Annotated in this window: 18 protein-coding genes; 13 read left to right on the forward strand and 5 right to left on the reverse strand. The window is 72.7% G+C overall.

Annotated features, from left to right (window positions below; all coding sequences use genetic code 11):
- Positions 1-61: 61 nt before the first annotated feature.
- Entirely contained in the window at positions 62-2,236 is a 2,175-nt protein-coding gene (locus ACFWPS_RS42095) for a LuxR C-terminal-related transcriptional regulator (RefSeq protein WP_383716186.1), read from the reverse strand.
- 119 nt (positions 2,237-2,355) lie between these two features.
- Between ACFWPS_RS42095 and ACFWPS_RS42100 the strand changes: the two genes are divergently transcribed.
- Entirely contained in the window at positions 2,356-3,042 is a 687-nt protein-coding gene (locus ACFWPS_RS42100) for an esterase/lipase family protein (protein ID WP_383716083.1), read from the forward strand.
- 75 nt (positions 3,043-3,117) lie between these two features.
- Positions 3,118-3,801 carry a class I SAM-dependent methyltransferase gene (locus ACFWPS_RS42105; RefSeq protein ID WP_383716086.1) on the forward strand — a complete coding sequence of 228 codons (684 nt, stop codon included), beginning with the start codon at positions 3,118-3,120 and terminating at the stop codon, positions 3,799-3,801.
- 39 nt (positions 3,802-3,840) lie between these two features.
- Here ACFWPS_RS42105 and ACFWPS_RS42110 read toward each other — a convergent pair whose 3' ends face one another.
- Positions 3,841-4,215: a fic family toxin-antitoxin system, toxin component gene (locus tag ACFWPS_RS42110; protein ID WP_383716088.1), complete on the reverse strand. Its 375-nt coding sequence runs from the start codon at positions 4,213-4,215 to the stop codon at positions 3,841-3,843.
- A gap of 4 nt (positions 4,216-4,219) precedes the next feature.
- Entirely contained in the window at positions 4,220-4,471 is a 252-nt protein-coding gene (locus ACFWPS_RS42115) for a toxin-antitoxin system HicB family antitoxin (RefSeq protein WP_217551774.1), read from the reverse strand.
- A gap of 141 nt (positions 4,472-4,612) precedes the next feature.
- Between ACFWPS_RS42115 and ACFWPS_RS42120 the strand changes: the two genes are divergently transcribed.
- The 10 genes from ACFWPS_RS42120 to mug all read left to right on the forward strand — a co-directional run bounded on the left by ACFWPS_RS42120 (position 4,613) and on the right by mug (position 15,125).
- A complete protein-coding gene (locus ACFWPS_RS42120; protein WP_383716091.1) occupies positions 4,613-5,401 on the forward strand; it encodes an ABC transporter ATP-binding protein in 789 nt (262 codons plus the stop codon).
- A 4-nt stretch (positions 5,402-5,405) separates the two neighbouring features.
- Positions 5,406-7,973, forward strand: coding sequence for an ABC transporter permease (locus ACFWPS_RS42125; RefSeq protein ID WP_383716093.1), 2,568 nt, complete (start codon positions 5,406-5,408; stop codon positions 7,971-7,973).
- A 29-nt stretch (positions 7,974-8,002) separates the two neighbouring features.
- Positions 8,003-8,857 carry an LLM class F420-dependent oxidoreductase gene (locus tag ACFWPS_RS42130; protein ID WP_383716096.1) on the forward strand — a complete coding sequence of 285 codons (855 nt, stop codon included), beginning with the start codon at positions 8,003-8,005 and terminating at the stop codon, positions 8,855-8,857.
- A 44-nt stretch (positions 8,858-8,901) separates the two neighbouring features.
- Positions 8,902-9,336: a GNAT family N-acetyltransferase gene (locus ACFWPS_RS42135; RefSeq protein WP_383716099.1), complete on the forward strand. Its 435-nt coding sequence runs from the start codon at positions 8,902-8,904 to the stop codon at positions 9,334-9,336.
- 154 nt (positions 9,337-9,490) lie between these two features.
- Complete coding sequence (locus tag ACFWPS_RS42140) at positions 9,491-10,825, forward strand: hemolysin family protein (protein WP_383716101.1); 1,335 nt, start codon at positions 9,491-9,493, stop codon at positions 10,823-10,825.
- Positions 10,822-11,835: a hemolysin family protein gene (locus ACFWPS_RS42145; protein WP_383716104.1), complete on the forward strand. Its 1,014-nt coding sequence runs from the start codon at positions 10,822-10,824 to the stop codon at positions 11,833-11,835. Before ACFWPS_RS42140 ends, ACFWPS_RS42145 begins: the two co-directional genes overlap by 4 nt.
- A 91-nt stretch (positions 11,836-11,926) precedes the next feature.
- The gene (locus ACFWPS_RS42150; protein WP_383716107.1) at positions 11,927-12,709 is read left to right on the forward strand and encodes an SGNH/GDSL hydrolase family protein; all 783 of its coding nucleotides are present in this window, start codon (positions 11,927-11,929) and stop codon (positions 12,707-12,709) included.
- A gap of 10 nt (positions 12,710-12,719) precedes the next feature.
- The gene (locus ACFWPS_RS42155) at positions 12,720-13,064 is read left to right on the forward strand and encodes a DUF4326 domain-containing protein (RefSeq protein WP_383716110.1); all 345 of its coding nucleotides are present in this window, start codon (positions 12,720-12,722) and stop codon (positions 13,062-13,064) included.
- Positions 13,065-13,137: 73 nt separating this feature from the next.
- Positions 13,138-14,583 (forward strand): adenylosuccinate lyase, encoded by a 1,446-nt coding sequence (gene purB, locus ACFWPS_RS42160; protein WP_383716113.1) that lies wholly within the window; start codon positions 13,138-13,140, stop codon positions 14,581-14,583.
- Positions 14,580-15,125 (forward strand): G/U mismatch-specific DNA glycosylase, encoded by a 546-nt coding sequence (gene mug / locus ACFWPS_RS42165; protein WP_383716189.1) that lies wholly within the window; start codon positions 14,580-14,582, stop codon positions 15,123-15,125. Before purB ends, mug begins: the two co-directional genes overlap by 4 nt.
- An 8-nt stretch (positions 15,126-15,133) precedes the next feature.
- On the opposite strand, the gene ACFWPS_RS42170 is transcribed toward mug, so the two are convergent.
- Together ACFWPS_RS42170 and ACFWPS_RS42175 are read right to left on the reverse strand one after the other, a co-directional pair.
- Positions 15,134-15,844 carry an ABC transporter permease gene (locus tag ACFWPS_RS42170; protein ID WP_383716115.1) on the reverse strand — a complete coding sequence of 237 codons (711 nt, stop codon included), beginning with the start codon at positions 15,842-15,844 and terminating at the stop codon, positions 15,134-15,136.
- Positions 15,845-15,846: 2 nt separating this feature from the next.
- Complete coding sequence (locus tag ACFWPS_RS42175) at positions 15,847-16,770, reverse strand: ABC transporter ATP-binding protein (RefSeq protein ID WP_383716118.1); 924 nt, start codon at positions 16,768-16,770, stop codon at positions 15,847-15,849.
- A gap of 109 nt (positions 16,771-16,879) precedes the next feature.
- Here ACFWPS_RS42175 and ACFWPS_RS42180 point away from each other — a divergent pair, with 109 nt between their 5' ends.
- A complete protein-coding gene (locus ACFWPS_RS42180) occupies positions 16,880-18,034 on the forward strand; it encodes a sensor histidine kinase (RefSeq protein ID WP_383716121.1) in 1,155 nt (384 codons plus the stop codon).
- Positions 18,035-18,040 lie beyond the last annotated feature (6 nt).

Genomic DNA, 18,040 nt, shown 5'->3' on the forward strand with positions numbered 1-18,040 from the left:
CCTTTTAGGGGCGCGGGGAACTGCGCGACCAGCCACGACGGCGCCGCACCCGACCGACGGCCTAGGGCGATGCGCCCAGCAGCCGTACCAGTTCGATCCGGGAGCGGATCCCCAACCGGCTGAAGACCCCACGCAGATGGTGGTCGATGGTGCGGGGGCTGAGATTGAGCCGGTCGGCGATCTCGCGGTTGGTGGCGCCGTCGGCGGCCATCCGGGCGACCATCAGCTGCTGGGCGGTGAGCACGGCGGCCGGGTCGGGCGCACCGGTGGCAGGTGTCAACGCCGTGCCCAGAGCGCGGAGTTCGCCGCGGGCCTGGGCGGCGCAGTGCGGGGCGCCGAAGGACTCGAAGGCCTCCAGGGCGCTGTGCAGCCGGTCCCGGGCCTCGGTGCGCTGCCGCAGCCGGCGCAGCGCACCGCCGAACAGCAGCTCGGTGCGGGCGCGTTCGAAGTCCCGGGTGCCGCGGGCGTGCAGGTCGAGCGCGGCACGGTAGTGCTGGACCGCCTCGGCGCCGGGGGCGAGCAGGGCCCGGCAGCGGGCGCTGAGCGCGAGGTCGTCGGGGCTGCGGACGGCGGTGGCCCAGCGGTGGTAGTCGGCGTGCGCGGCGCGGGCGACCCGGGTGTCGCCGGTGCGGACGGCGGCCTCGACGTAGTGCGGGGTGGCCAGGTGCCGGATGGCCCGGTGGCCGTGTCCGGGCCCGAAGCCGGCGAGGGCGCGCAGTCGCGCGGCGGCCGCCGGGAAGCGGCCGTTGGTCAGGTCGAGGAAGGCGAGCGCCCACTGTGCGAGGGCGGCGGGCAGGCCCAGTCCGTGCGCGAGGGCGTGCGAGCGGGCGGCCGCCGCACGCTCCCGGCAGGCCTCCTCGTCGCCGGTGACGGCGGCGAACATGGCGAGCGCGGCCTGGAGATGGCAGGCCCCGTTGTCCTGCCCGGTGGCGTGGGCCTGGCTCAGGGCCTCCTTGGCGGCGGCCTCGGCGGCCCGGGGGCGGCCGGTCCAGAAGTCGGCGTAGGCACGGAACTCCATGGCCTGTGCTTCCGTCCCGGGGATGCCGCGGGCCCGGGCGGAGGCGGCGGCCCGGAGGGTGGCGGTGACGGTCCGGGTGTGGTCGCCGAGCATCAGCGCGGCGATGCCGGAGTGGATCAGCGGACCGGGGTCGCCGCCGGGCCCGCAGCGGCCCGCGGTGGCCTTGAGGAGGACGCGGGCGTCGGCGTAGCGGCCTTCGACGGCGCAGGCGAGTGCGGCGAGGATGCCGGACGGCGGGAGGTCCAGCCACTGGGCGAGGACATGGGCCTCGCGGCAGCGCCTCAGGTCGCCGGTGTAGACGGCGGCCTCGGTGGCGAGGGCGAGGAGTTCGACGGCATCGGCGGAACGTTCCTGCCGTACGGCGGCGGTGAGCAGGGCGTCGAAGGCCTCGGCCGCGTTGCCGGCTCTGAGGGCGAGGACGCCGTTGAGAGCGGAGTTGTCGGTCCGGGCGGCGAGCCGTCTCGCCCGGTCGGGCTCCCCGGAGCACCAGGCGTCGGCGGCGGCCCGGGCGAGCAGCCGGGCCTCCTCGGCCGGGTCGGGGCAGAGGTCGGCGGCGCGTTCGGCGAGGGCACGGGCCAGGGCGGGCCGTCCTTCGGCGCGGGCCCGGTCGGCGGCGGTGCGCAGTTCCGCCGCGAGCCGGGCGCTGGGGCCGAGTGCGGCGGCGCCCCGGTGCCAGGAGCGGCGGGTCGTCTCGCCCTTGCCGCCGAGCACCCGGGCGAGCAGCAGGTGGGCCTCGCGCCGGTCGGCCGGTGAGGCGGTCTCGTAGGCGGCGATCCGGGTCCAGGGATCCCGGAAGAACACTCCGCCGGTGCTGGCGTGCGCGACGCCGGCCGCCTCGGCCGCCTCCAGCGGGCGGGTGTCGAGCCGGCCGGCGGTGACCGCGCGCAGGAAGGCGTGGGTGGCCACCGGGTACTGGTCGGCGGCGGCCAGCAGCAACAGCAGCCGGGCCTCGTCGGGCAGGGCACGGATCTCCCGGCGCAGGGCATGGAGCAACCCCGGTGCCAGCTCGTCCGGTTCGACCGGCAGCGGGTCGGCGCCTGCCGCCTGCCGTTCGGTGAGACGCGGCACGAGTTCGGCCACGGCGCGCTGGTCTTCGTATACGACGCGGAGCACCCGGGCGCGGACGCCCTCGGGGAGCGCCGAAGCCGGGCACGGCCCCGCGTCGGTCGGCTGCGGTGGCGAAGTGCGGTCGAGAGGTGGGGGGTTCACCGGTATCACCACACCAAAGACGTTACTGGCGAGTTAGTTGACTCGTAAAGACTGGCGACTTCACCGATGCGGCGCGCGTAGACCCGTCCCGACACTCCTGAACAACCCCACCCGTTTCAGGAGGCATCATGCAACGCGCCAAGCGTCGCATCGCAACCGCTCTGTCGGCGATTGCCGGTTCGCTCCTTCTGTCCCTCCCCCTGACCGCCGGCACCGCGCACGCGGCGAGTCACGACCCGATCGTGTTCGTGCACGGCCTGAGCAGCGACTCCAGCAGCTGGAACACCTGGATCTCGGACTTCGAGGCGGACGGCTACTCGTCCTCCGAGCTGTACGCGATCTCGTACGACTGGACGAAGTCGAACGTCACCACCGCCTCGACGCTGTCCACCTACATCCAGTCCGTCCTCTCCAAGACCGGCGCCTCCAAGGTCGACCTGGTGGTCCACTCCATGGGCGCGCTCAACAGCCGCTACTACCTCAAGAACCTCGGCGGGACCTCGTACGTGGACCACTTCGTCTCGGTCGCCGGGGTGAACCACGGGACGAGCGTCGCCTCGCTGTGCGGGTGGCTCTACACGTCCTGCAAGGAGATGACGACCGGCAGCTCGTTCCTGACCGCCCTGAACTCCGGCGACGAGACGCCCGGCAGCGTCTCGTACGCGGCGTACTGGTCGGACTGCGACGCGGCGATCGACCCGGACACCTCGGCGGAGCTGAGCGGAGCGACCAACGTCGACGTCGGCTGCATCTCGCACACCGACATGAACGACAACTACGGCGTGTACGAGCAGGTGCGCGACTTCATCTCGTAGGACCTGCCGCGGGGGGTGCGACGGGCCCGTGCGGGGGACAATCACCGTAGACCTGCTTCCGTCGGGAGGTCCGTCATGCGGCTGATGTCCGCCGGCGCCGGCAAACCGGTGCGGGATCCCGTCCACCACCCGCTCTTCGCCCGTTTCTACGCCCGGTACAGCGTGACCGCCGAGACCAGACTCGGCATGGCCGCGATCCGGGAGCGGCTGCTCTTCGGGCTGTCCGGGCGCGTGATCGAGATCGGGGCCGGCAACGGGCTCAATTTCGCGCGGTATCCCGGTTCGGTCGCGGAGGTCGTCGCGATCGAACCGGAGCGCACCCTGCGGCAGTTGGCGGTGGAGACCGCCGTGCGCGCCGATGTCCCGGTGGACGTGGTGCCGGGCGCGGCGGAGGCACTGCCGGTGAAGAGCGAGGCCTTCGACGCGGCGGTGCTCTCGCTGGTGCTGTGCAGTGTCCGGGACGTGCAGCGGGCGCTCGCGGAGGTGCGGCGGGTCCTGCGGCCGGGCGGTGAGCTGCGGTTCTTCGAGCACGGCGTGGGCGGCGGCCCGGCGATGAGACTCACCCAGCGGGCCCTGGACCGGACGGTGTGGCCGCTGCTGAGCGGCGACTGCCATCTGTCCCGGGACCCGGTCGCCGAGCTGCGCGCGGCCGGGTTCGAGATCGGCCCGTATCGCCGGGTGTTCCTGCCGGAGAACGGCCCGCGGCTGCCCTCCTCGTACTGCGCGCTGGGCGTCGCCCGCAAACCCCCGGAGGCCTGATCACGGACCCGCGGACCGGTCACGGGCCCCGCGGACCGGTCACAGGCTCCAGCGGCGCAGTTCCTCGGCGATGTCGGCGACGCCCGCCTCGCCGTTCTTGACCAACCGGGCCAGGTCGCGGACCTGCTCGGGCGAGGTGGCGACCTTGAGGCCGCTGGCGACCAGGTAGGCGTAGGCGACCGAGGACGCGAACAGCGCGTTCGAGCGCTCCAGGGCCGGGACGTGGATCAGGAGCTGGAGCAGGGCGGCGGCCCGGGCGTGCGGGGTGTCGTAGACGGGGACGTCGAATATCTCGGCCTGGTGCCTGGCGACGGCGGCGATCAGCGCACCCCAGTCGGTGACCTGCGGGTCACCCGGGGTCTTCTGTTCGGCGAGCATGAGGAGCCAGGCGAGGTCGATCGTCAGGTCGCTCAAGGGATCAGTGACGGCCTTCGGTCTTGTCAGACGTGTCGGTACCGTGCGGCTCGCCGAACTCCTCGGCGAAGACGGACTCGTACTGCTTCATGAAATCGGCGGCGGCCTCGACGAACGTACGGCCCGCTTCACCCGTGTCCTGCATGACCAGTTCCTCTATGTAGCGGTTGACGCTCACACCGCGCGCGAGGGCGCGCTCGCGGGCCGCTTTGGCGGTGCCCTCGTCCACTCGCACGTTCAGCTGGGTCTTCGCCATACCTAGACGCTAGCGCCGACATGCTAGCAACGGCAAGCGCGCATCGGAATCGAAAAGTGATACCGGCTGTGGGACGGGTCACACTACGCTCGACCCGGACAAAGAGGTCGGGTGACCGACGTGTGAAACGGGGAGGCAGTCTTGTCCACAGCAGCTGCGGAGGCGCCCGCCGCCGACGGGGTCGCGGCCCGTGCGCGCGGGCTGACCAAGGCGTACGGCGCGGGCGAGACGGCGGTGCTCGCACTGGACTCGGTGGACGTGGACATCGCACGCGGCCGCTTCACCGCGGTCATGGGCCCGTCGGGCTCCGGGAAGTCCACGTTGATGCACTGTCTGGCCGGGCTGGACACCGTGTCGGCCGGTCAGGTCTGGCTCGGCGGCACCGAGATAACCGGGCTGCGGGAGCGCGAGCTGACGCGGCTGCGCCGGGACCGGATCGGGTTCATGTTCCAGTCGTTCAACCTGATCCCGACACTGAACGCCGCCGAGAACATCACCCTGCCCATGGACATCGCGGGCAAGAAGCCCGACGAGAAGTGGCTTGACCAGGTCATCGACACGCTCGGGCTGCGGGACCGGCTCAAGCACCGGCCGACGCAGCTCTCGGGCGGCCAGCAGCAGCGGGTGGCCTGTGCGCGGGCGCTGGCCTCCCGCCCGGAGCTGATCTTCGCCGACGAGCCGACCGGGAACCTGGACTCACGGGCGGGTCTGGAGGTGCTGGGCTTCCTGCGGGAGGCGGTCGACCAGCTCGGCCAGACGGTCGTCATGGTGACCCACGACCCGGGCGCCGCCGCCCACTCCGACCTGGTGCTCTTCCTCGCGGACGGCCGGATCGTGGACCGGACGGAGGGGCCGACGGCGGACGCCGTGCTCGAACGCATGAAGCGTTTTGACGTGGGACGCGGGTCCTCCGGGCCCGAGGAGGACTGACCCGGTGCTCAAGGCAACCCTGCGCAGCTTCCTCGCGCACAAGGGACGGCTGATGCTGTCCGCGCTGGCCATCGTCCTGTCCGTGGCGTTCGTCGCGGGCAGCCTGATCTTCTCCGACACCGTCACCCGCACCTTCGACCGGCTGTTCGCCTCCACCTCCGCCGACGTGACGGTGGAGCCGAAGCAGGACCTCAAGTCGTCGGTGCCGACGGGCGCCGTCCAGACCGTGCCGGCCTCGCTCGCGGGCGAGGTGGCGAAGGTCGACGGGGTCGCGGACACCCACGCGGACGTCTCCGTGCAGAACATCGTGGTGGTCGACAGCCACAACAAGTCGGTCGGCCCGACCACCGGCGCCCCGACCATCGCCACCGACTGGTACCTGACCCGCCGCAGCCCCGTGAAGCTCACCTCGGGGCACGCCCCGCAGGGCGCCGGCCAGGCGCTGCTCGACGCGGACACCGCCGACAAGAAGCACGTCCGGATCGGCGACACGCTGACCGTGCAGGCCCAGCCCGGCACCTTCAGGGTCGAGATCGTCGGCATCGCCACCTTCACCACCACCAACCCCGGCGCGGCCCTGGTCTTCCTCGACCCGGCGGTGGCCGCGAAGGAGCTGCTGGGCTCGACGGGCCGGGCCACCAGCATCTCGGTGGACGCGGCGCAGGGCGTGACCGACGCCGAACTGAAGGGCCGTATCGGCGCGGCGATCGGCACCGGGACGTACGACCTGAAGACCGCCGACGAGCAGGCCAAGTCGTCGGCCGCGGACCTCGGCGGCTTCCTCGACGTCATCAAGTACGTGATGCTGGGATTCGCCGGGATCGCCACCCTGGTGGGCGTCTTCCTCATCGTCAACACCTTCTCCATGCTGATCGCCCAGCGCACCCGTGAACTGGGCCTGCTGCGCGCCCTGGGCGCGGACCGGCGGCAGGTGCGGCGGTCCGTGCTCACCGAGGCGGTGCTGCTGGGTCTTGTCGGTTCGACGCTGGGCCTGGGCGCCGGGGTCGGGCTGGCGTTCGGGCTGATCAAGCTGATGAGCGCGTTCGGGATGAACCTCAAGGCCACCGAGATGGTCATCGGCTGGGGCACGCCGGTCGCGGCCTACGTCGTGGGGGTCGGCGTCACCTTCGTCGCCGCGTATCTGCCCGCCCGGCGCGCGGCGACCGTGTCGCCGATGGCGGCGCTCGCGGACGCCGAGATCGCCGGGATCGGCAAGCCGCTCAGGACGCGGGCGATCGTGGGCGGGGCCGTCGGGGCGCTCGGGGCGGCGGCCCTCGCGGGCTGTGCCGCGGCCTCGAAGACCGCCTCCGCCGCCTCGCTGCTCGGCCTCGGGGTCGTGCTGACCCTGATCGCGACCGTCATCGCCGGACCGCTGCTCGTCCGCCCCGTGATCCGGGTTCTCGGCGGGGCCTTCCCCGCCCTGTTCGGCCCGGTCGGCCGGATGAGCCAGCGCAACGCCCTGCGCAACCCGCGCCGTACCGGTGCCACCGCAGCCGCGCTCATGGTGGGGCTCGCCCTGGTCGGCGGGATGTCGGTGGCCAGCGCCTCCATGTCCAAGTCCTTCGACCAGCAGATCGACAAGACGCTGGGCGCCGACTTCGTCGTCCAGAACAGCAACTTCCTGCCGTTCACCCAGGAGATCACCGACAAGGTCCGCGGCACCGAGGGCGTGGGTCTCGTCGTACGGCAGCGGTTCGCGGCGGTGGCGGTACGGCTGCCGGACGGCAAGCGGGTCACCACGACCGCCGCCGGGTACGACCCGCAGGTCGACGAGGTCGCCCATGTCACCTACAAGAGCGGCGACACCGCGGCCGCGCTGGCCGCCGGCAGTCTCGGCATGGACGCCACCTTCGCCACGGACCACAAGGTGCGCCTCGGCAGCGTGCTCCCGGTCGAGTTCCAGGGCGGGAAGCGGGCCGAGATGAAGGTGGGCGCCCTCACCGACCAGGACGGCGGCAGCGGCTTCGGCACGCAGGGCGGGCTGTTCTTCGGCATCGCCACGGTGGAGAAGTACGTCCCCGGCGGCCAGGACTCCTCGCTGTACGTCAACCGGGCCCCGGGCACCAGCGCCGACCAGTTGCGCTCGCGGCTGGAGAAGACGCTGGCGCCCTATCCGCAGGTGCAGGTCCGTGACCAGGCCGACTACAAGAAGCTGGTCCACGACCAGATCTCCGTCCTGCTGTACCTGGTGTACGCGCTGCTCGGGCTGGCGATCGTGATCGCCGTGCTCGGGGTGGTCAACACCCTCGCCCTGTCGGTCGTGGAGCGCACCCGGGAGATCGGGCTGCTGCGCGCGATCGGGCTGGCCCGGCGGCAGCTGCGCCGGATGATCCGGCTGGAGTCGGTGGTGATCGCGGTGTTCGGCGCGGTGCTGGGGCTCGCGCTCGGCCTGGTGTGGGGCGTGTGCACCCAGCAGGTCCTGGCGCTCCAGGGCATGAAGGCCCTCGCCGTTCCGTGGGGCACGATCGTCGCGGTCGTGATCGGCTCGGCGGTCGTGGGCATCGTGGCCGCGCTGCTGCCGGCGCTGCGCGCATCGCGCATGAACGTGCTGGCGGCCATCGCGCACGAGTGACTCACGCCCCCTGCTGCTGAGGAGAGTTCATGCCGCGTCCGTTCCGCTTCGGGGTCAACCTGCTCACGCCCGCGTCGGCCGGCGAGTGGCGCGCGAAGTGCCGGCGCGCCGAGGAACTCGGGTACGACGTGCTCCTCGTCCCCGACCATCTCGGCATGCCGGCGCCGTTCCCGGCACTGGTCGCGGCGGCCGGGGCCACCGAGCGGCCCCGGCTCGGCACCTTCGTGCTCAACGCGGCCTTCTGGAACCCGACGCTGCTGGCCCGCGAGGTGGCGACGACCGCCGCGCTGACCGGCGGCCGTCTCGAACTCGGGCTGGGCACCGGCTATGTGCAGGCGGAGCACGACCGGGCCGGACTGCCGTTCGGCTCGCCGGGCGAGCGGGTGGACCATCTGCGCCGCACGGTCGAGGAGTTACTGAAGTCGGAGGGGTGCGGGGTGCCGTTGCTGATCGGCGGCAACGGTGACCGGATGCTGCGGCTGACCGCCGAGCACGCGGACATCGCGGCCTTCGCCGGGGCCCGCCTGACGCCGGGGAACGCGGAGGGCCGCCTGGAGCCGGTCACCGCGGAGGAGCTCGACGAACGGGTGGCCCGCTACGCGGGGCTGGCGGCCGGCCGCGAGGAACCCGCCGAACGGAACCTGCTCATCCAGATCGTGGCGATCACCGACGACCCGTCATCCGCGCTCGGCCCGCTGCTGGAGCGGCGGCCCGAGCTGACCCTGGAAGAGTCCCTCGCCCTGCCGACCATCCTCGTCGGCACACTGGAGGAGGTCGGGGAGCAGGTGCGGGAGCGGCGCGAGCGGTACGGGTTCTCGTACCTGACCGTGCTGGAGCCGTACATGGAGGCATTCGCTCCGGCGATCACAGAGCTGTCCGCATAGTGGAAATGGCCGGCAGGCAGAGCTGGTCGTGATGGGATCGCCGCATGACCGACCTGCGTATACGGACCGCCGGGCCCGACGACCTGGACACCGTGCTCGCCTTCTGGAAGACGGCGGCCGAGGGCGCCAGCATCAGCGACGACCGCGGCGGGGTGGACCGTCTCCTCGCCACCGACCCCGAGGCCCTGCTCCTCGCCGAACTGGACGGTGAACTCGTCGGCACGGTGATCGCGGGCTTCGACGGCTGGCGCTGCCATCTGTACCGGCTGGCCGTGCATCCCGAGCGACGCCGCCGGGGCATCGGCTCGGCCCTGCTGACGGCCGCCGACGAGCGGTTCGTACGGCTCGGCGGGCGACGCGCGGACGCGATGGTGCTGGTGCGCAACGAGACCGCGCACCATGCCTGGCAGGCGGCGGGGTACCAGCCCCAGGAGCAGTGGCGGCGGTGGGTGAAGCCACTGACGGACGGCGACCACTGAGGTAACTTTGCCGATCCTTTACCATTGGGGAAACAGTCGTTCCCCGATGAAAGGTGCGTGAGCGTCCACCCATGGGCGAGCCTCCCGGTCCTGTCCGCCGCCAACACCGCGCGGTCCCGTCCGTCCTGTCCGATCATGGGACGGAGGTGACCCGATGACCGAAGTGCTCCTCCTGCTGGTGGCGATCCTGCTGTCGCTCGCCTGCGGTGCCTTCGTCGCGGCCGAGTTCTCGCTGACCACGGTCGAGCGCGGCGAGCTGGAGCGGGCCGTGGAGCGCGGCGAGCGCGGGGCGGCGGGCGCCCTCAAGGCCGTACGGAACCTCACGTTCCAGCTCTCGGGGGCGCAGCTCGGCATCACGGTCACCAATCTGGTGGTCGGCATGCTCGCCGAGTCCTCGATCGCCAAGCTGCTGGCCGGCCCGCTGGAGGCGGTGGGTGTCGGCGCGTCGGCGGCGAGCTCGCTCGCGCTGGTGATCGGCACCGCGCTGTCCACGGTGTTCCTGATGGTCGTCGGCGAACTGGTGCCCAAGAACTGGGCGATCTCCGCGCCGCTGGCCGTGGCCAAGCGGGTGGGCAACGCCCAGCGCTGGTTCAGCGCGGCCTTCCGGCCGTTCATCAGCCATCTCAACAGCACCGCGAACCGGCTGGTACGCCGCCTGGGCATCGAGCCCGCCGAGGAGCTGGCCTCCGCGCGCGGGCCCCAGGAGCTGGCCGCACTGGCCCGGCACTCCGCCAAACAGGGCGCGCTGGAGGCGGACACCGCCGAGCTGTTCGTGCGCACGCTCAACCTCGCCGATCTCACGGCCGAGAACGTGATGACCCCGCGCGTCCAGGTCGTCGCCCTGGAGGTCCGGGCGACCTGCGAGGACGTGGCGAACGCGACCCGGGCGACCGGCCTGTCCCGCTTCCCGGTCTACGAGGACAGCCTGGACTCGGTCGTCGGCACCGCCCACATCAAGGACATCCTGACCATGCCGGCCGAGGAGCGGTCCCGGGTCCGGGTCGCCCAGGTGATGCGCGAACCCCTGCTGGTCCCCGAATCCCTCACCGTCGACCGCCTCCTGGACCGTCTCGGCGGCCGGCGCACCATGGCCGTCGTGATCGACGAGTACGGCGGTACGGCCGGGGTCGCCACCCTGGAGGACATCGTCGAGGAGGTCGTCGGCGAGGTCCGTGACGAGCACGACCCGCACGAGACGCCCGACCTGGCCCCCGCCGGCGCCGACGCGACGGGCCGCGCGCTCTACTCCGCGGACGGCGCGGCCCGCATGGACCAGCTCGCGCGCGTGGGCCTGCGGGCGCCCGAGGGGCCGTACGAGACGCTGGCCGGGCTGGTCGCGGCCGAGCTGGGCCGGATACCGGAGACCGGGGACGGCGTCGAGGTCGCCGGCTGGCGGCTGGACGTGGTGGACGCGTCGGGGCGGCGGGCGGCCCGGGTGCTGCTGCACGCGCCGCTCGCCGACGACACGGAGCAGGAGGGGCAGCGGTGACCGCCGTACAGCTGCTGATCGGTTTCGCGACGCTGGTCGTGAACGCCTTCTTCGTCGGCGCCGAGTTCGCGCTGATCTCGGTGCGCCGCTCCCAGATCGAGCCGCACGCCGAGGCGGGCGACCGGCGGGCCAAGAGCGTGCTGTGGGGACTGGAGCACGTGTCCGCGCTCCTGGCCGCCGCCCAGCTCGGCATCACGCTGTGCACGCTGGTGCTGGGCGTGGTCGCGGAGCCCGCGATCGCACATCTTCTGGAGCCGGTGTTCCACGCGCTCGGCGTGCCCACCAGCGCCGGCCATGCCGTGTCCTTCGTGATCGCGCTGGCCCTCGCGACCTACCTGCACATGCTGCTGGGCGAGATGGTCCCGAAGAACGTGGCACTGGCCGAGCCGGTGCGCAGCGCGCTGCTCCTCGGCCCTCCCCTGGTCGCGCTGTCCCGGGCGCTGCGCCCGGTGATCTTCACGATCAACGCCTTCGCGAACGGCCTGCTCAGGCTGCTCCGGGTGGAGACCAGGGACGAGGTCTCGGCGACCTTCACGGACACCCAGCTCGCCGAGATCGTCAGGGACGCCAGTGAGGCGGGCCTGATCGACGACCGGGCGCAGGAGCGGCTGCGCGACGCCCTGGAGCTGGGCCGCCGGCCGGTGCGGGACGTGGTGGTGCCGCTGGAACGCGTCGTCTACGCGCGCGTGGGCGTCACCCCGGAGGAGCTGGAGCGGCTGTCGGCGGAGTCGGGGTTCTCCCGCTTCCCGGTGGTGGACGAGGGGCGGCGGATCGTCGGCTATCTGCACGTCAAGGACGCGCTGGACGCCTCGCCCCGGGACGAGGCGTTCCGGCTGCGGGACATGCGGCCGATTGCCCGGGTGCGGGAGACCACACCGCTGGACGACGTACTGACCGCGATGCGCAGCAGCCGTACCCACCTGGCGGGCCTGCTCGGCGACGACGGGCGGCTGGCGGGTCTTGTGACGATGGAGGACGTGCTGCGGGAGCTGTTCGGGCAGCACGCGTAGGCCCCGTCGAAGGGAGAGGGAGTGGCCGACGCGGCTCCGGAGGGAGTGACCGACCGACGGGTATGCGCCCCGGGATACCATCTCTGTCGCCATGCAGAAGAACCCGGTGCTTCCCGCACACTCCAGCCTGGTCGCGATCGGCGACTCCTTCACCGAGGGCATGTCGGACCTCAAGCCCGACGGCTCCTACCGGGGCTGGGCCGATGTCCTCGCCGCCCGGATGGCCGCCCGCACCCCCGGCTTCCGCTACGCGAACCTGGCGGTGCGCGGCAAGCTGATCGGGCAGATCGTCGAGGAGCAGGTGGACGTGGCGGTCGCCATGCGGCCCGACGTGATCACGCTGGTCGGCGGCCTCAACGACACGCTGCGCCCCAAGTGCGACATGGGGCAGGTCCGGGACCTGCTCACCGAGGCGGTGGAGCGGCTGGCGCCGGCCTGCGAGCAGCTGGTGCTGATGCGCAGCCCCGGCCGCCAGGGCCCGGTCCTGGAGCGGTTCCGGCCTCGCATGGAGGAGCTGTTCGGCGTCGTCGACGAGCTGGCCGAGCGGCACGGCGCCGTCGTCGTCGACCTGTACGGCGCGCCTTCGCTGGCCGACCCCCGGCTGTGGGACGTGGACCGGCTGCACCTGACGGCCGAGGGGCACCGCAGGGTCGCCGAAGCGGTCTGGCAGACCCTCGGCTACGAGCCCGAGGACCCCGAGTGGCGCACGCCGATCCCGGCCACGGCGCCACCCGGCTGGGTCGCCCGCCGGGTCGCGGACGCCCGCTTCACCAGGGAGTACCTGCTGCCGTGGATAGGCCGCCGCCTCACCGGCCGCTCCTCCGGCGACGGCCGCGCGCCGAAGCGGCCGGAGCTGCTGCCGTACGAGGCGTAGGGGCGCTCCCGTGCCCACCCGGGTGATCAGTGTCAGGGGCCGGATCCACGAGTTCGGCCCCCGGCTGGAACACGCCCCCGCGGACGTCGTCTACGTGGGCCGCCGCTGGACGATGGGCGGCTGGGACCTGCCCCGCCACCCGCTGCACAACCCCTTCGCCTACGACACCCCGAAGAGGAAGCGGGACGGCAGCCGGGCCGAGGTGATGGCGATGTACCGGGCGTATCTGCTGGAGCGGCCCGAGCTGCTGGAACTGGTGGCGGAGCTGCACGGGAAGACCCTGGCCTGCTGGTGCGCACCGGAGCTGTGCCACGCGGACGTGCTGGCGGAACTGGCCGGCATTCCGGAGCGGTGACGCGGCTCTCGTACGTTCACACGAGCGACCCCGTGACGCTGGCCTGCACGAATCGCCAGTAGAATCCGTACACGTGACTTCAGCCGCGCCCGCCAAGCCCCGCATTCCGAACGTCCTCGCCGGACGCTACGCCTCCGCCGAGCTCGCCACGCTCTGGTCTCCCGAGCAGAAGGTGAAGCTGGAGCGGCAGCTCTGGCTCGCCGTGCTGCGGGCCCAGAAGGACCTCGGGATCGAGGTGCCGGACGCGGCGATCGCCGACTACGAACGGGTCCTCGACACCGTGGACCTGGCCTCCGTCGCCGAGCGCGAGAAGGTCACGCGACACGACGTGAAGGCGCGGATCGAGGAGTTCAACGACCTCGCCGGGCACGAGCACGTGCACAAGGGCATGACCTCACGGGACCTGACGGAGAACGTCGAGCAGCTGCAGATCCGGCTCTCCCTCGAGCTGGTGCGCGACCGTACGGTGGCCGTGCTGGCGCGGCTGGGCAAGCTGGCCGGCGAGTACGCCGAGCTGGTCATGGCCGGCCGCTCCCACAACGTGGCCGCGCAGGCCACCACCCTCGGCAAGCGCTTCGCGACCGCCGCCGACGAGCTGCTGGTGGCGTACGGAAGGGTCGAGGAGCTCCTTGCCCGCTACCCGCTGCGCGGCATCAAGGGCCCGGTCGGCACCGCCCAGGACATGCTGGACCTGCTGGGCGGCGACGCGGCGAAGCTCGCCGAGCTGGAGGACCGGATCGCACGGCACCTCGGCTTCTCGCAGGCGTTCACCTCGGTCGGCCAGGTCTACCCGCGCTCGCTGGACTACGAGGTGGTGACCGCGCTCGTACAGCTGGCCGCCGCCCCCTCCTCGCTGGCCAAGACGATCCGGCTGATGGCCGGGCACGAGTTGGTGACCGAGGGCTTCAAGCCGGGTCAGGTCGGCTCCTCGGCGATGCCGCACAAGATGAACACGCGGTCCTGCGAGCGCGTCAACGGCCTCATGGTGATCCTGCGCGGCTACGCCTCGATGACCGGCGAACTGGCGGGCGACCAGTGGAACGAGGGCGACGTGTCCTGCTCGGTGGTGCGCCGGGTGGCCCTGCCCGACGCGTTCTTCGCGCTCGACGGCCTGCTGGAGACGTTCCTGACGGTCCTCGACGAGTTCGGTGCCTTCCCGGCCGTCATCGCCCGGGAGCTGGACCGCTACCTCCCGTTCCTCGCCACCACCAAGGTGCTGATGGGCGCGGTGCGCGCGGGTGTCGGCCGTGAGGTCGCCCATGAGGCGATCAAGGAGAACGCCGTCGCCACCGCGCTCGCGATGCGCGAGCAGGGCGCCGAGCGCAACGACCTGCTCGACAAGCTCGCCGCCGACGAGCGGCTGCCGCTGGACCGTGAGCAGCTGGCGGCGCTGATGGCCGACGGGCTGTCCTTCACGGGCGCGGCCGCCGCCCAGGTCGGTGTCGTCGTCGGCCGTATCGAGGAGCTCGTCAAGCAGCACCCGGAGGCCGCCGGATACACCCCCGGAGCGATCCTCTGAGCCGCTTCACGGCGGCGGAACTGGAGGCCGCCCGCGACCGTCTCGTCCCGGACGTGCTCGCGGACGGCCTCGACGTCCTGTTCTGCGGGATCAACCCCGGCCTGATGACGGCGGCCACCGGCCACCACTTCGCCCGTCCCGGCAACCGCTTCTGGCCGGTCCTGCACCTGTCCGGCTTCACCCCGCGGCTGCTGAAGCCCGCGGAACAGGGTGAGTTGCTGTCGTACGGGCTCGGCATCACGAACGTGGTGGCGCGGGCGACCGCGCGGGCCGACGAGCTGTCGGCCGAGGAGTACGCGCAGGGCGGGCGGCTGCTGACGGCGAAGGTGACACGGGTCCGGCCGAGGTGGCTGGCGGTGGTCGGCGTCACGGCCTACCGGGCCGCCTTCGACGACCGCAAGGCCCAAGTGGGGCCGCAGGAGCGGACGTTCGGGGACACCCGGGTGTGGGTGCTGCCGAACCCCAGCGGGCTGAACGCCCACTGGACGGCGGCGACGATGGCGGAGGAGTTCGGGCGGCTGCGGGTGGCGGCGGAGGGTTAGCGCAGGCGTCAGGCGTCCCGGCGCCGGATGCTCCACGCTCCCGCCAGCAGCGCGGCACCCGCCCACAGTGCCGTCACCGCGAGCCCGCTCCACGGCCCCAGGGTGCCGTCCCACGTCTCCTGGAACACCACCTGGCCTGCTCTGTCCGGCAGAACATCCGCCACGGAGCCGAACGCGTCACCGATCACGAACGACACGATCAGCAGGAACGGGATCAGGGTGCCGAGCGTCGCGGTCCCGCTGCGCAGCACGGCCGCGAGCCCCGCGGCGAACAGGGCCATCAGCGTCAGGTAGACGCCACAGCCCAGCGCGGCGCGGAGCCCTTCCGGCCAGGTCGGCGCGGCCGCTCCGAGCAGGAACCTGCCCAGCACGAGGGTGACGAGGCCGGTGACCAGTCCTACGGCGAGCACGGGCAGCGCGATCGCCGTGGCCTTGGCCGCGAACCAGCGCCGCCGGTCGGGCACCGCGGAGAGCGTGAGGCGCAGGGCGGCGCCCCGGAACTCGGAGGAGACGGCCGTCGCGCCGAAGGCGACCGCCGCGATCTGCCCGAGGGACACGCCGGCGAAAGCGGAGAAGAGCGGGTCGGAGTGGCCGGAGCCGGCCGCCGAGAGCGCGGAGCACGCGACGGTGGTGAGCAGGACGGCGCACAAGGTGCCGACGAGCGAGCGGAGCGTACTGATCTTGATCCACTCGGCGTGGAGTACGGGCTGGAACGGCACGGTCAGGCCTCCTGGTGGTGCTGTGCGGTGAACTCGGCTTCCGCCGCGGTCAGATCGAGGTAGGCCTGTTCCAGGGTGGCCTCCTCCTGGGTGAGTTCGAGGACGGGGACGGCCGCGTCGGCCAGCAGGCGGCCGAGGTCCTCCACGCGCGCGTGCCGTACCGTCCAGACCCCGTCCGCGCCGCGCGCCGCGTCCTGGCCGTGCCGGGCGAGCAGTTCGGCGAGTCGTTCGTCGTCGGTGGTACGGACCCTCGCCGCGGGCCGCACGCGCGCGTGGATGAAGTCCCGGACCGGGGTGTCGGCCAGGAGCCGGCCGCGGCCGAGGACGATCAGGTGGTCCGCGAAGGTCGCCGTCTCGTTCATGAGATGGCTGGAGACCAGCACCGTGCGGCCCTCCGCCGCGAGTCGGCGCAGCAGACCGCGGATCCAGACGATGCCTTCGGGATCGAGGCCGTTGGAGGGTTCGTCGAGCAGCACCACCTCGGGATCGCCGAGCAGGGCGGCGGCGATCCCGAGCCGCTGGCGCATACCCAGGGAGTACGTGCGCACCCGGCGCCGGGCGACGGGCTCCAGTCCTGTCTCCGCCAGCAGTTCGTCGATCCGGCCGGCCGGGATGCGGTTGCTCGCCGCGAGGGCGCGCAGATGATCACGTCCGGTGCGTGAGCCGTGCGCGGCGTCGGCGTCGAGCAGGGCGCCCACCCGGCGCAGGGGTTCGCGGAGTTCGGGGTACGGCCGCCCGTCGATCGTGGCCGTTCCGGAGGTGGCGCGGTCGAGGCCGAGGACGAGCCGCAGGGTGGTGGACTTGCCGGCGCCGTTGGGGCCGAGGAAGCCGGTGACGAGTCCGGGGCGGACGGCGAAGGTGAGGTGGTCCACGGCCCGGCGGCCACCGTACTCCTTGGTGAGGTCGTGCACCTCGATGCTGGTCATGGCCGACAGCCTTGCCCGGCAGGGCGGTCGGGGTCCTCCCCCGCCGGTGGAGATCGCCTCCCCCGCTCGGGGGAGGTCCGTTGTCAGTGGGGCCTGCCACGATGTCCGCATGGCCCGCTTTCTCCGCCCGCTGCTGCGGGGGACGACCTACACGCGCCTGCTGCATCTGTGGGTGCCGATGCTCGTCGTCGCTCTGTGGCTCTTCATCTCCCCGTCGACGCCCTGGGTGCCCGCACTGCTGCTGATCCCGGTCGGGCTGATCCCCGCCGTGCGCCGGGGCGAGGGCGTGCAGGCGCGGCTGCTGCTCACCCCGGGTGAGGAGGAGTCGGGGATCTCGGAGACGCCGTCGGCGACCTGGCGGGACCGGGGGCGCACGGTGCTGTGGCTGGAGGCGCGGATGGTCCTCGGCTCGGCGGGCGCGCTGGCTTCGGTGTGGCTTCCGGCCATCGCCTTCGACCTCGGCCGGCTCGCCGCCGGACAGACGCCCGACGGCAACCCGTTCCTCGACACGGCGCGGCCGCACTGGGCGTACGCCCTCCTGGTCCCACTGCCACTGATCGCCTTCTACGCGGCCGTGGTCGGCTTCGGAGAGCTGGTCACCGTGCTTGCCCGGCGACTGCTCGGGCCGTCCGCCGCCGAGCGGCTCGCGGCGCTGGAGGAGCGCACCGAGCAGCTGCTGGAACGCACGCGTATCGCGCGCGAGTTGCACGACTCGATCGGGCACGCGCTGACGGTGGCGGTGGTGCAGGCGGGTGCGGCCCGGGCGGCGGGCGATCCGGAGTTCACCGACCGGGCGCTGGCCGCCGTCGAGGAGACCGGCCGGAACGCGCTGGAGGATCTGGAGCGGGTGCTGGGTGTGCTGCGCGAGTCCCGGCAGCCGGTGAGCGGGCGGCCCACGCTCGCCGACGCCGGCCGGCTCCTGGAGTCCGCGCGCGTCTCGGGCGCCAAGGTGGACGCCGAGGTCACCGGCCCACTGGAGGCGGTGCCGGGGCCGGTCTCCCGGGAGGGCTACCGCATCCTCCAGGAGGCGCTCACCAATGTGCTGCGGCACGCGGGGGCCGTGCCCGTACGGGTCCGGGTGACCGTGGCCGACGGGGTGCTGGACCTGGAGGTGCGCAATCCGCTTCCGGGCGCGATACCCGGGCCCGGGCGGGGCAGCGGGCTGCGCGGGATCCGCGAGCGCGCGGCCCTGCTCGGGGGCCGCGCACATACCGGACCGGACGGGGGCGACTGGCAGGTGCACGCCGAGCTGCCGGTCGGTTGATCTAGG

The sequence above is a fragment of the Streptomyces sp. NPDC058457 genome (genome assembly GCF_042720695.1).
Classification (GTDB): Bacteria; Actinomycetota; Actinomycetes; order Streptomycetales; family Streptomycetaceae; genus Streptomyces.